This window comes from Clostridium sp. UBA1056 (genome assembly GCA_002316385.1).
GTDB lineage: Bacteria > Bacillota > Clostridia > Clostridiales > Clostridiaceae > Clostridium_J.
Map to the genome: position 1 here is coordinate 125,908 of DCDL01000024.1, position 14,039 is coordinate 139,946.

Sequence of the window (14,039 nt, forward strand, 5' to 3'; positions counted from 1 at the left end):
GAGTGGTGATATGCTTAAGATTGGAGGAGTAGATATTGCTACTCCTAAAACATTTGAAATAACAATCCAAGATCTAGACGGAGAATCTAATAGAAATGCTAATGGGGATTTAGTTAGGGATAGAATAACAGTAAAAAGAAAAATTAATTTAGAATGGCCACCATTGACACAAGGACAAATATCAACACTACTAAATGCAGTAAGTAGTGTTTTTTTTACTGTTACTTTTCCAGATCCACAACTAGGATTAATAACTAAGACAATGTATGTTGGAGATAGAACAGCACCAGCATATAGTTATATTAATGGACAAGTAAAGTGGCAAGATCTTAAAATGAATTTTATAGAAAAATAGGAGGAAATAACTATGGAAGATGAAAAGATTATAGATGCAGATTCTACACAAGTTGTAGAAGAAAATAAACCAACAATGGATAAAGGTAATTATATTATAGAAGTAATTAGTGAAGGGAATGTAATTAAGAAAACAGCTATTGCTAATAGTTCTATTAATATTATTAAATTAGCTGATGGAGGTCTTACAATAGACCTAGCGTAGGAGGTGTAAGACTATGTATAATACAAGTACACAATATAAAACAGAAATAAAAAAGCCTAGTAGATCCTTTGAATGCAGGATAACAATAGGCGATAGAATATTTAAAAATGAGGATATAGTAGATATTATTATAGAGGGGAATATACAACCACAAGAGGGGTTTAGTATAGGTAATACAGTATCTACTACACTTGATTTAACACTATTAAATAACGGAGATACTATTTACTCTACTAATCAAATTAAGGTTGAAATAGGTTTAAAAATAGGCAATACAATAGAATATATATTAATTGGACTATTTAATATAGATGATATAGAAAAGACTGACTATACAACTAAATTTACTGCATTTGATAATATGATAAAATTTGAAACTGCTTATTTTTCTAGTTTAGGGGATACATCTACATTACAACAAGTAGTAAATGAGTTAGCTAGTAAAACAGGAGTACAATTTACTGGAAGCCTTCCATCTTATACGGTTAAGAAATTGGAAGGCTTTACGTGTAGGGAAATGTTATCTTATGTAGCTTCTGTATGTGGTGGAAATGCTGTTATAACTAGAGATGGAAAGTTTACTATAGTTTATCCAAAAGACATTAACTATTCTATTACTGCAGATAATTATTTTGATTATAAAAGAGAAGAAGTTAAATATAAAATAGGGAAAGTTACTTGCCAAATAAAAGAGAAAGAAACTATCTCTAAAGGTTCTCTAGGTACTGACTCAATGGAGTTATTATTTGAAAATCCTTGGGTAACAGATAGTATTTTGCAAGATATTTATAATAGATTAAACGGATTCGAATATTTAGGCTATAGCATGAAGTGGCAAGGAGACTTAAGTTTAGATGTAGGGGATATTATAACCTGTACAGATAAAAAAGGGGTAGTAAGAAAGTTACCTATACTAAGCCAAAAACTAACTTATACTGGTGGTCTTACAAGTGAAATAGCAGCAAAAGGAGAATCTAAGAATAAAAATAGCTTTTCTAGTAGTGGAAGTACAGCTAATAAAGTAAATAGAGTAGTAACAGATTTGGCTTTAGTTAATAAGGCTTTTGTTGACTATGCACATATAAATGATGCAGATATAGTTAATTTAAAGGCTGAAACTGCAAAAATTCATATATTAGAGGTGGAAGCTGCAAATATAAACAATTTATTAGCTGGGAATATTAGTGCTGGATCTACACAAACAATACATCTTACTTCTAAAAATGTTGTTATAGATAATGCTATTATAAAAGATACAATGATAGAAAACATAAGTACATCTAAAATTAAGGCAGGAAGTATAGATACAAATAAAATTACTTTATCTAGTGCAGATGGAGGATTAAGCATAGTAGGCCCAACGATGCAGTTTAAGGATAAGAGCAACAAAATAAGGCTACAACTAGGACAAGATACTCAAGGTAATTTTAATTTCATTCTTAGAGCAGCAGATGGAACAACTACATTAATAGATGGTTACGGAATAAAAGAGAAGGCTATAGCTAATGATTTAATAAAAGAGAATATGGTTGCAGCAGATGCTATTGGAGAAAAGCAGATTAATTATTCTAGTTTAATAACAGGACTTAATAAGGATACCAATACACAGTTAATTAAAGCTAGTAAAGTTGCAATAGATTTAACTGGACAATCTTTAGAAGTATCTTTTAACAGTTTAAAAAGTAACATGGATAACATGGAGATTGGTGGTAGGAATTTATTAAGGGACACAGCAAAAGTAAAAGGGAGTACAACAGGTGCTGTACCCTGTAATTGGGTTTTTAGTGATCCACAGTTTTTAAGGGGGAAAACAATAACTATTTCAATAGATATAGACTGTGCAAATATTTCTAAGGGTTCTCAGGATAGATTAGGTTGTGAATTTTCTATATCCTATGAAGATGGAACTAATGGTTATTATGGAGTATGGCATAAGGTTTCAGAGGGCGTTACGTTTAAAGGTAGAAAATCAGGAACTTTCAAAATAGCAGATAAACCAATAAAAAGCTTTTCAGGAATGGGTTTGTATTCTAATTTATGTAATGGAGATAGAAGAATTATAGAATTCCCCAAAATTGAGACTGGTAATAAAGCAACGGATTGGACTCCTGCTCCAGAGGATGCAGAACAAAAAATAGAAAGTAATACAACTGCATTAAATATCCAACAGGGTAAAATAGATACTCTTATCTCGAACACTACAATAGTTAAAGATGGCAAGACTATACAACTTAAGGATTCTTATAACTCTACTGTGGCTACTGTAGATAGTATTAATAGTACAATAGGCAAACATACAAGTACTATAGATGCTCTCTCAGGACAGATAACTGGAGTAGATACAAGAGTCAATAAAGTTGAAAGGGATTTGGATGGGGTAAGTTCTACAGTAGCAAGTCATAAAACTTCTATAACCACGCTAGGCACCAATATAACTAATGCTAATAACTTAGCAGATAGTAAAGCTAAAGTATTCACAGCCACTCCAACTACTCCATATAAAGTGGGAGATATTTGGACTAGTGGACCATCTGGTGACATTATGAAATGCAAAGTTGCAAGAGTAAGTGGAGCTTATGTAGCTGCAGATTGGGAAAGGGCTTCTAAATATACTGATGATAGTAAAGCAAATGCAGTAGAAGGAAAAGTTACCACAGTTGAAAGTAAGCAGGCATCTTTAGAACAAAATCTTAATGGGTTTAAAACTGCTGTGAGTTCAACTTATAGTACTAAATCACAATTAAATACAGTAGATGGAAAAGTAACTAATTTAACTACTAGAATTGCTAATGCAGAACAAAAGATAACAGATAGTGCTATTATTTCTACTGTAAGTAAAACATTTATAAGTAAAGCAGATGCAGAAGTAACTTACTCTACAAAAGCTAATATGGCCTTAACAGAAAATCAATTGAGGTTAGATTTTAGTTCAAGTGGTGGAGTTAATAAATTTTATAACTCTAAGATAAATGAGACATCTAATGCTTATGGCTTTGGTATAAGAAGTGTAGATAAAGATGGTTTTATAGCTGGCAAGAAATTTACATTTACTATAAATGGAAGAGTTGTTAATGGCGCTGGTGGAAAGTATCTTATGGGTTTTATTTATAATACCAATTGGACTTTTTCACAAGGAATAGCAATAAAAGAAACAACAGACACAACAAGAAGTATTACATTTACTGTCCCAAATGGAATAGACATAAATGGGCTTGCATTTGCTGCATATCATTACCCACAAAGTGGAGATAGGACCGGAGCAAGTAAGATAAATTGGATATCACTCACAGAGGGTTCAATTGCTGTCCCGTGGAGTCCACACCCAAACGAAATCTATGAAGGAAACACTAGTATAGATTCTGGCGGAGTTACTATATATAACGGAGCAATAAATATTAAAAATAGAGCTGGCGCATCTGTGTTAAAAGCAGATGCTAGTGGGAATCTTATTATGGAAGGTAGTTTAAGTTGTTCAGATGGAGTCCTTAGACTTAACCCATCTATAGGTTCGAGTAGAATAGATAATAGGAACGGAATCCTTAGGCTACAGTACGATAATAACAATTATGCTAGTGTTGCCCCTTGGGGTATGGATTTCTATAATAACGAAAATAAAACTTCTTTTGTGTATACGCCAGAAAAACATTTTAAATTGCTAGGCAATAGGGATACAGGGATTCTAAAGTTGCTCAATGGTGGTGGTGGAGACATCCAGGCAAGAAATTCCTTTGATAATGCTTATAGCAGATTGCAAGCAAGTGCCTTTGTAGTTAGTTCAAAAGCAGAGTTTAAAACTAATATAACGGAGCCTAACGATATAAACTTCTTGGATATACTAATGAATAGCGAGATTAAAAAATATAATCTAAAAACAGAAGTAGAGTTTGTAGATAAAATTCCTACGGTAATAGATGCAAACGGGCATGGCATAGAGGCAGATACTAAAATAGGACTTGTACTAGATGAACTTACAGAAGATGCACAAAGTATATTAAATCCTTACAATACCGATGGGATTGACCAGTATAGTATGTGTAGTGTTTTATGGAAAGTATGCCAGGATCAACAAAAAAGAATAGAGAAGTTAGAAGCACTTATAAATTAGGTGCTTTTTATATTTATTAATAATAAGGAAGGTGTAAAATGAATAATGAATTAGTAGAACATCAACTTAAGGTACACGATGAAAGACTTAATAACCATGGTGAACGTATAGACGAACTTGAAAGAGGTAGAGCTACTACGGATGTTAGAATGGATAATCTATGTGAGAAATTAGGGGCACAAACAAAGAGTATAAATTGGTTAATAGGACTTATGGCAAGTGGTTTGCTAGGGTTCTTTTTTTATGCAGTTCAAAACAATATTTTCAAATAAGGAAGGTGTATATTATGGATCTAATAAACTTTGTACCAGAGCAGTTACTTATATTAGTAGCTGCTCTTTATATTATAGGAGTATTTTTAAAAGACTCAAAGAAAATTAAAGATTATCTTATACCATGGATACTTTTAGTTGTATCAATAGGATTTTCAATAACTATCAATGGTATATCGGCAACATCTATACTTCAAGGTATTATTTGTACAGGAGTAGCAGTACTTTCTAATCAGCTTATTAAGCAAACACTTAAGGGGGAATAGTAATGAAATCAATAATAAGAAAAATATCAGGTTATAATTTTTCAAGTAGAAATGGAAATAGTATTAAATATATAGTAATGCACTTTACAGGGAATACAGATGACACAGCTCTAAACAATGCCAATTATTTTGGTGGAGGTAATAGAAATGCTTCAGCACACTATTTTATTGATGATAATAACATAGTTCAAGTTGTAGAAGATATTAACGCTAGTTGGAATTGTGGTGATGGTAATGGCGCATATGGCATAACTAATCAAAATAGTATAGCTATAGAGATGTGTGGCACTAATAGAGATATATCAGCTGCTACAGAAAACAATACTTTAGAGCTAGTTAAGTATCTAATGGATAAATATAATGTATCTATAGACAATGTAGTAAGACATTATGATGCAAGTAGAAAGATTTGTCCTAGTCCATGGAGTAGTAATGGCTGGTCAAAGTGGTATGAGTTTAAAAATAAACTAACTGGAAGTGAAAGCAATGCTGACAATCCTGTAGCTCCAATAGTTGAAGAAAACATAGACGTTATCTATCAAGTGTATACTGGTGGTAGATGGTTGCCTAATGTAAAGAATTTAGAGGACTACGCAGGTTTATGGAGTCAACCTGTACAGGGTGTATATGCTAATGTTAGCGAAGGACATATAAAATATAGAGTCCATACTCTTTGGGGTAATTGGCTTCCATGGGTAACTGATAGACAAGACTATGCTGGTATTCTAGGAACTAATATAGATGGGTTACAAATGGAACTAGTAGATTTACCAGGATATAGTGTTAATTATAGAACCTATGTAGATGGTAGATGGTTGCCATGGGTATTAGATTTAGAGGACTATGCTGGACTATATGGACAGGCAATAGAAGAAATACAAGTGGAGATTATTAAGAGATAAGATTTAAGGGTAGTGAGGTTAATTCCTTGCTACCCTTATTTTTTTATGTTATTAAAGTATTTCCATAATTAAAGAGTATGTAGAAAATATGTACAAGATACCAAAATATGATAATATGTGATAAAATAAAAATAAACCACTATGACGGCTAAATCAACAGTGGTTTAAAACGAATACGTATTTGTAACTTTATTACCTTCATTATACATTAGTAAAGTTATGAGTGCAAGAATTAATGGAGGAATAGAAGTGGCTACAAAAAATATAAAAATACATTATTATTTTCCTATGTGTGAAAAAAATAAAAAAACTAAAATATTAGAATTAACAACATTATTTAATGGACTCAGAAATATAAATATAGAGGAAAGGATACTTAAAATAGGAGAAGAAAATGTCCAACTCAAAAGAATAAACTATGATGAAAATAGTCATAGATGGAGTTTATGTTTTCTTAGAAATAGAAATGATGCACCCTTTATATCTAAACTTGAAGATGAAGGCGAAGCTATAAGTTTAGATCCTAATGAATTTGTTGGTGAAGAAGTGTGTTTAATTTATGATGAAGGCACGAAAATAATAGCGCTGCAAAATAATATTTATAGTGTTTCATTTAATAGTATTGGAGAATTTTTTAGACAGTATATGGATATGAATAAAGTAGGGAAATTTACGTTATCACCGATAACGTATCCTAAAAGGTATACTGAGATTTCAGATGAAATGCTAATAAATTATAAAAGTATAATAGTTGGTTTTACTGATATAGATAAAATGATAACGTTATTGAATGATCAAGATAGCGAGGAGTTATCAGATATAAAGGTTATTTCACAGTTGGCGAATAATCTTAATGCGCTTAATGGAAAAATTGAATTAGGTGTAGGAAGATATCAAAGTAAATTCCTTCAAAAGAAAACTTTAAAGTCAATAGTAGAATTTTTTAAACAACATCTTAATATAACAAAGAGTTTAAAAATAAAGATGGTAGATGGTGATGTCATACGAGTTATTGATTTGATTAATTATAAAGTTAATGATGAAATAAAAATAAATGTAACTAAGGAAGACCCTAAAACTTTTGATAAAATACTTACACAAATGAACGCAAAATTTGATTTTTCATTAGATGATACTATAAAAGAAATTGCATGTAATATAACTGAATAATATTTATAAGAAAAAGGGAGGAGATTATAATGAAAAGATATTTATCAAGTATATTGAAATTTAATATTGTATTTATTATTGTATTTATTATTATATATTTTACTTCTCCTGATGTTATAAATACTATTAAAGATTATATTTTAAATAGTAAAAATATAATTGGTGAATTTAATGATTTATTATCAACGCTTATAACAGTTATGTCAATATTGCTTAGTATGGTTATAACTATAGGAACACTTCTTCTGTCTATGTGCGATAAAAGAATAATGATATTACTAAAAAGATTTAATAGAGTAAATTTAGTAATTAGTTCTATAAAAGTATCTATATGTAGTGGCGTATTGACAATATTAGTTAGTTCAGTACTTTATTTAAAATTAGATTTTGGAATAACTTATATTAGAGTATTTTTATTATATCTTTTAATTAATTTATTGAATTTATTTTTGAAGGATAGTTGCATGCTTGTAGCTTTAATAAATGAATTGTTACAAGAAACATTTTATCCAGAAAAATATAAAAGTGTAGAAAGGTCTTATTTTAAGAATAAAGATAATTAACTATATAATACATTGAAAGTAATTACGCTGTTATTTTTAATAAAAACGTTAAATAATTCAAAAAGCTAGTAGGGAATAAATCCTTACTAGCTCTTATTTTGTTTATAAACTCAATTAATAAGGGGTTATATGACACGTTTATATTGTGATGCTAAAATTATATTTTATACATTAGAATGTAGAACATATTTAGTAAAGTCTAATATATTGATAATATAGAAACAAACTATAGTGAATCAATTACATTCCTGGTGATTTGTAAAAAATTGAGCTGTTAGATAGCTACTAATCAAAAAGAGCATCAACTATATAAGACTATTTGATACTCTTTTTCTTTTGCCAGTATATAATGAAAGACTAAGAGTGAATATTAATTTATGGTAATATCATATAAGATACGTATATAATTATATGATATTAGTAATAAATACAAAAATACTAATATAACATAAAGAGTAGTAATCTTTCAATTGAAGTTACTACTCTTTATATTTTGATTTAAGAGGATGTAAATTAATAAGTTAAATGTTACATTAGCATTTACTATTGGAAGGAACAGTTAATTAAATAATAAAATTAGGTATTCCAGTAACCATATATTTTATTACGAAGTTAGTATTTTCAACTTTCAATATAAATATTCAGAAATTATAAAAGCTAGTAGGGAATAAAATCCTTACTAGCTTTTTACCTGTTTCACATAGAGAGTTTTAATATATTTATTATTAATTTTCAACCATGGTCTGCTTTATATTACCATGGCCCGCAATATACAAAGTTTACTGCGGAACTATCAAAAATGAGATAGATTGAACACTACTTACCTACAGCTCTGTATAGAATAAGCAGCATAATAAATATATTAATTGCTTCCATTAAGAAACACCTCCCATATTTAATTAACATAATATCATTATACTAATTGTTAAAATATTGAGTAAACATAGTGGCTAGAAGGAAGTAGAATCCCTACTAGCCTTTTTTCTTTTGTAACACATATTTGGAGAATTAGTGTAACTAGATTATAGACAAAAATATAATATTTTAAACATTTATTTTGATATTTATAGAAAAAAAGCATATAAAAGGTTGACAATCATATAGTACGTGTAGTATAATATAATATAATTGTAGGGAGGTGATAAAAGTGGCAAATAAAAAGAAGAAGAAAAAAGGGATAGAGACTAAAGATTTAATACAGCTAGTAACAGCTAGTAACAGCGATTGCGGCGATGATAACAGCTATAATAAATCTGATACTTGTACTTAACAAGTAAATCAAGGAAGGGTTAACAGCCCTTCCGTTCCTTAAATCTTCTTCTTAACTATATTATATCATATTAGTTAAGGAGGTAAATAAAAAATGAAAAAAATAGAAAAGGTAACTTTAGCTATAAGCTTATTGGCATTAGGTATAAGCATAGTAACTCTTATATTATTAATAATGAGATAAGGAGCAATGAATATGGATAAAAAGACAAGTGAAGCACAAACGAAGGCAAATAAGAAGTGGGCTGAAAATAATAAAGAATATTCCTCTTATTTAAAAAGCCGATCTAGTGCTAAGAGTTTTATAAGAAATAAAGCTACATTAGAAGACCTAGAAGAAATAGAAAAGCTAACAGCTGAAAGAAGAGAACTATTAAAGAGCCTAGAGTTAATCTAGGCTCTTTTTTAATTTATCAATATGGGCAATAAATATAACAAGTGTATAAATAGAAAAGACTAGATAGATTTTACGAAGAGTTATTTATTTCACCTTTATGGAATATAAATTGTATACTTATATGATATAAATTATATACTTATATTATATAAAATGTATATTTATATAGTAATGTGGTATTAAATTGATATTTAGGGAAAATAATAAATCTATTATACCGAAATAGAAATAGGAACAATATTTGCGTAATTAATTGATTAGTGCAAAAGTTGGAATACATAGGTATCTACATTGGGGGAGGACTAAAGATATGAATGATAACGAAAAAGAATTTTATAAGTTATTATTAAAAATTATTTCTGAAGAAGAGAAAAAGACTGAGGAATAATCCTTAGTCTTTCTTTTTCTGTATTCTATATGCTATAATACTATAGAAATTTAATAACTATAATTGGAGGAAATAGAATATGAATGATGATAAAGTAAATGATAATATAGATGAACTAAAGAAACCTAAAACCTTCTGGATTTGTACATGGGGTTGTCAGATGAATGAGGAAGACTCTGAAAAATTATCTGGTGGATTAAAACCATTAGGACACATTAGAACTAACTCCAAAGAAGAAGCAGATATAATAATATTTAATACTTGTTGTGTTAGAGAAAATGCTGAACAAAAGGTAGATGGAAATCTTGGAGCTTTAAAGAAGTTAAAAAAAGAAAATCCTAATAAGGTTATCGCTATTACAGGATGCATGATGCAACAAGAAGGTATGGCAGATAAAATAATAAATAAATTCCCTTATACAGATATAATTATAGGAACTCATAACGCATATAAATTTACTGAATATCTTGGACGAGTTTTAGGCGGAGAAAGGCCTATAATAGAAATTTGGGATAAAGAAGCGGATATAATAGAGGGAGCTCCTATAGATAGAGCAAGTACTATAAAAGGTTTTGTTACAATAATGTATGGCTGTAATAACTTCTGTACTTATTGCATAGTTCCGCATGTAAGAGGGCGTGAAAGAAGTAGAAATTCTGAGGAAATAATAAAAGAAATAGAGGGTATGATTAAAGAAGGCTATAAAGAAATCACTCTTCTTGGTCAAAATGTAAATTCCTATGGTAAGGGGTTAGAAGAAAACATTAACTTTGCAGAACTTCTAAGAAGAATAAATAGGATAGAAGGAATTGAAAGAGTTAGATTTATGACTTCCCATCCAAAGGACTTAAGTGATGAAGTAATTGATGTAATTGCAGCTGGAGATAAGTTATGTGAATCTATTCATCTTCCAGTGCAATCTGGATCCTCAAGAGTATTAAAAAAGATGAATAGACACTATACTAGAGATCAATACCTGGAATCAATTAAGAAAATTAAGGAAAGAATTCCTAATGTAGCTTTAACAACAGATATAATTGTAGGATTCCCTGGAGAAACTGAGGAAGATTTTGAAGATACTTTAAGTTTAGTAAAAGAAGTAGAATATGATTCTGCCTTTACCTTCTTATATTCTAAGAGAAGTGGTACTCCTGCAGATTTAATGTTTGATCAAATTGATGAAAAAGTCAAAAAGGAAAGATTTAACAGACTGGTTGAAGCAATAAATGAAATTTCTGCTAAGAAGAATAAGTTTTATGAAGGAAAAGTAGTAGAAGTTCTTGTAGAAGGTGAAAGTAAGAGTGATGACACAAAACTAACAGGTAGAACAAGAACTAGTAAGCTAGTTAACTTTACTGGGAATAAAGAAAATATAGGTAAGCTAGTAAATGTTAAAATTACAAAAGCAAATTCCTTCTCACTTGTAGGAGAAGAAGTATAAAAGCGACTTTGTCGCTTTTTTTATCAAATAATTATGAAGGAGAGATATAGATGGCATTAACTCCAATGATGCAACAATATTTTCAAATTAAAGATAAATATAAAGAATGTATCTTATTCTTCAGGTTAGGTGATTTCTATGAAATGTTCTTTGATGATGCTAAGATTGCATCCAAGGAGTTAGAATTAACACTAACAGGAAGAGATTGTGGTCTTGAAGAAAGAGCTCCCATGTGTGGAATTCCTTTTCATGCAGCTAAAAACTACATTGGAGCACTAATATCAAAGGGATTTAAAGTAGCTATATGTGAGCAGGTAGAAGATCCAGCAATAGCTAAAGGAATTGTAAAGCGTGATGTAGTTAAAATCTATACACCAGGTACCTATACAGAAGGTTCATATCTAGATGATAGTGAAAATAGCTATACTGCTAGTTTATGTATAGACGGTAATAAAAGTGCTCTAGCATTTTGTGATGTATCTACTGGAGATTTCTATATTACTGAGTTTAAATATAATATTAATGTACTTATAGATGAATTATGTAAATTTAACCCTCGAGAAATAATTATTAGAGAAACATTTAAAAAAGATATTATAGATGAAATTACTAATGGGACTTCTTTTTATATATCGCATTTTCAAGATGATAATTTTAATATAGAAGAGCAGGAATTAAAAGAACAGTTTACAAACTTAGAAATAGATAGGTTATCAGAAATAGGCATTAGAGCTTGTAATGGGCTAATTAGATATATAAAGGAAACTCAAAAGGTTTCTTTGACTCATATAAACAACATAGAAATTTATGATATATGCACATACATGACTATTGATATCAACTCAAGAAGAAATCTAGAACTTGTAGAAAATCTACGAGATAAGGGCAAAACCGGAACCCTTCTATGGGTTATTGATAAAACAAACACATCTATGGGTGGAAGAAGAATTAGAAAATGGTTAGAGGAGCCTTTAATTATTAAGGAAGATATTTTAAATAGGCAAGATGCTATTGAAGAGTTTACTAAGGATATAATATTAATGGAAGATTTAAAGGAAGCTTTAAATAGTATTTATGATATTGAAAGATTAGTAGGTAAAATAAGTTCTACTGCAATAAATGCTAAGGAGCTTATATCTTTAAAGCATTCTCTTACTAAAATTCCAAGGATTAAAGAGCTTATATCTAATCTTACTAGTAATTTAATGAAAGATATTTATTTCAATCTAGATGAGTTGAGAGATATTTGGAGTTTCCTGGAAAGCTCTATTATGGATGAGCCATCTTTATCTGTTAAAGAAGGAAATATTATTAAAACTGGATATAATTCCTTAGTGGATGAATTAAGGGAAAGTAAAACTAATGGTAAACTTTGGCTTGCTAATTTAGAAAATGAAGAAAGAACAGCTACTGGAATAAAATCTCTTAAAATTTCATATAATAAGGTTTTTGGATATTACATAGAAGTTACAAAGTCTAATCTTTCTTCAGTACCAGAAGGAAGATACATTCGTAAACAAACTTTATCTAATGCTGAAAGATATATAACTCCTGAACTTAAGGAGATGGAGGATAAAATTTTAGGAGCAGAAGAAAAATTAATAGCTCTCGAATATTCTATATTTACAGAGATTAGAGTTAAGTTAGAAGAGAATATAGACAGAATGAAAAATACAGCTAAACTCATATCAGAAATTGATTGTATCTGGGCTTTAGCCATGATAGCCAGAGAAAATAATTATATTAAGCCAACAATTAATACTGAGGGTGTAATAAAAATCGAAGATGGGAGACATCCGGTTGTAGAAGTTATTACAAAAGCAAATAGCTTTATATCTAATGATACTACCCTTGATCTCCAAGATAATAGACTTATGTTAATTACTGGTCCTAATATGGCTGGTAAGTCCACATATATGAGACAGGTTGCTTTGATTACTCTATTAGCACAAATGGGCAGCTTTGTCCCTGCTAAGGAAGCCAATATTTCTATTTGTGATAAAATATTTACTAGAATAGGGGCTTCTGACGACTTAGCTGGTGGTAAGAGTACCTTTATGGTAGAAATGTGGGAAGTGTCAAACATCCTTAATAATGCTACTAATAAAAGTTTAGTACTTCTTGATGAAGTTGGAAGAGGTACTAGTACCTACGATGGTCTTAGCATTGCCTGGGCAGTTATTGAATATATATGTGAAAATTCAAATATAAAATGTAAAACTTTATTTGCTACTCACTATCATGAATTAACTAAACTAGAAGGTGAAATTCCAGGAGTAAGAAATTACTCTATTTCAGCAAAAAAAGTGGATAATAATATTATATTTTTGCGTAAGATTATAAAGGGTGGAGCAGATGAATCTTATGGAATAGAGGTTGCTAAATTAGCAGGTCTTCCTTCAGAAGTAATCTCTAGAGCAAGGGAGATTTTAGAGACTTTAGAAGATGGAGCACCCAAAGATATAATTAAAGAGGAAGAGAAAAAGGTAGTTTTACCTATAGAGAAGATAGAAGAAATAGAAAAAGAAGTTTGTATAACTCATCAAATGAATTTTGAAGATATTACTATGCAAAATTTAATTGAAGAAATTAAATCCATAGATGTACTTAATCTTACACCAATGGATGGATTTAATAAACTATATGATATTATAAAGAAAGCTAAGAATATATAAAGTTAAACTTATCTAGGATCATGCCACTGTTA

Annotated in this window: 12 protein-coding genes; all 12 read left to right on the forward strand. The window is 29.8% G+C overall.

Going from position 1 to position 14,039, the window contains the following annotated elements; translation table 11 throughout:
- Positions 1–10 precede the first annotated feature (10 nt).
- The 12 genes from B3W71_RS07640 (at position 11) to mutS (ending at position 14,007) form a co-directional block, all read left to right on the forward strand.
- Positions 11–355 (forward strand): DUF6711 family protein, encoded by a 345-nt coding sequence (locus B3W71_RS07640; protein WP_346888344.1) that lies wholly within the window; start codon positions 11–13, stop codon positions 353–355.
- A gap of 12 nt (positions 356–367) precedes the next feature.
- Complete coding sequence (locus tag B3W71_RS07645) at positions 368–559, forward strand: hypothetical protein (protein WP_346888345.1); 192 nt, start codon at positions 368–370, stop codon at positions 557–559.
- A gap of 13 nt (positions 560–572) precedes the next feature.
- Positions 573–4,664 (forward strand): hypothetical protein, encoded by a 4,092-nt coding sequence (locus tag B3W71_RS07650; protein WP_346888346.1) that lies wholly within the window; start codon positions 573–575, stop codon positions 4,662–4,664.
- Positions 4,665–4,702: 38 nt separating this feature from the next.
- Positions 4,703–4,936, forward strand: coding sequence for a hemolysin XhlA family protein (locus tag B3W71_RS07655; RefSeq protein ID WP_346888347.1), 234 nt, complete (start codon positions 4,703–4,705; stop codon positions 4,934–4,936).
- Between the two features lie 14 nt (positions 4,937–4,950).
- Complete coding sequence (locus B3W71_RS07660; protein WP_346888348.1) at positions 4,951–5,202, forward strand: phage holin family protein; 252 nt, start codon at positions 4,951–4,953, stop codon at positions 5,200–5,202.
- A 2-nt stretch (positions 5,203–5,204) separates the two neighbouring features.
- The gene (locus B3W71_RS07665) at positions 5,205–6,104 is read left to right on the forward strand and encodes a peptidoglycan recognition protein family protein (RefSeq protein ID WP_346888349.1); all 900 of its coding nucleotides are present in this window, start codon (positions 5,205–5,207) and stop codon (positions 6,102–6,104) included.
- Between the two features lie 249 nt (positions 6,105–6,353).
- On the forward strand, positions 6,354–7,274 hold the full coding sequence (locus tag B3W71_RS07670; RefSeq protein WP_346888350.1) for a DUF6731 family protein: 921 nt from the start codon (positions 6,354–6,356) through the stop codon (positions 7,272–7,274).
- 29 nt (positions 7,275–7,303) lie between these two features.
- Positions 7,304–7,837: a hypothetical protein gene (locus B3W71_RS07675; RefSeq protein WP_346888351.1), complete on the forward strand. Its 534-nt coding sequence runs from the start codon at positions 7,304–7,306 to the stop codon at positions 7,835–7,837.
- A 1,147-nt stretch (positions 7,838–8,984) separates the two neighbouring features.
- Positions 8,985–9,107: a hypothetical protein gene (locus tag B3W71_RS07680; RefSeq protein WP_346888352.1), complete on the forward strand. Its 123-nt coding sequence runs from the start codon at positions 8,985–8,987 to the stop codon at positions 9,105–9,107.
- Between the two features lie 195 nt (positions 9,108–9,302).
- Positions 9,303–9,503, forward strand: a complete 201-nt coding sequence (locus B3W71_RS07685; protein ID WP_346888353.1) for a hypothetical protein — start codon at positions 9,303–9,305, stop codon at positions 9,501–9,503.
- 467 nt (positions 9,504–9,970) lie between these two features.
- The gene (miaB, locus tag B3W71_RS07690; protein WP_346888354.1) at positions 9,971–11,332 is read left to right on the forward strand and encodes a tRNA (N6-isopentenyl adenosine(37)-C2)-methylthiotransferase MiaB; all 1,362 of its coding nucleotides are present in this window, start codon (positions 9,971–9,973) and stop codon (positions 11,330–11,332) included.
- A 50-nt stretch (positions 11,333–11,382) separates the two neighbouring features.
- Positions 11,383–14,007: a DNA mismatch repair protein MutS gene (mutS, locus tag B3W71_RS07695; RefSeq protein WP_346888355.1), complete on the forward strand. Its 2,625-nt coding sequence runs from the start codon at positions 11,383–11,385 to the stop codon at positions 14,005–14,007.
- Positions 14,008–14,039: the final 32 nt, after the last annotated feature.

Coding starts and splice junctions, on each gene's coding strand:
- B3W71_RS07655 (WP_346888347.1), top strand. CDS start 4,703: ATGAATAATGAATTAGTAGAACATCAACTTAAGGTACACGATGAAAGA.
- B3W71_RS07665 (WP_346888349.1), top strand. CDS start 5,205: ATGAAATCAATAATAAGAAAAATATCAGGTTATAATTTTTCAAGTAGA.
- mutS (WP_346888355.1), top strand. CDS start 11,383: ATGGCATTAACTCCAATGATGCAACAATATTTTCAAATTAAAGATAAA.
- miaB (WP_346888354.1), top strand. CDS start 9,971: ATGAATGATGATAAAGTAAATGATAATATAGATGAACTAAAGAAACCT.
- B3W71_RS07685 (WP_346888353.1), top strand. CDS start 9,303: ATGGATAAAAAGACAAGTGAAGCACAAACGAAGGCAAATAAGAAGTGG.
- B3W71_RS07645 (WP_346888345.1), top strand. CDS start 368: ATGGAAGATGAAAAGATTATAGATGCAGATTCTACACAAGTTGTAGAA.
- B3W71_RS07650 (WP_346888346.1), top strand. CDS start 573: ATGTATAATACAAGTACACAATATAAAACAGAAATAAAAAAGCCTAGT.
- B3W71_RS07675 (WP_346888351.1), top strand. CDS start 7,304: ATGAAAAGATATTTATCAAGTATATTGAAATTTAATATTGTATTTATT.
- B3W71_RS07660 (WP_346888348.1), top strand. CDS start 4,951: ATGGATCTAATAAACTTTGTACCAGAGCAGTTACTTATATTAGTAGCT.
- B3W71_RS07640 (WP_346888344.1), top strand. CDS start 11: ATGCTTAAGATTGGAGGAGTAGATATTGCTACTCCTAAAACATTTGAA.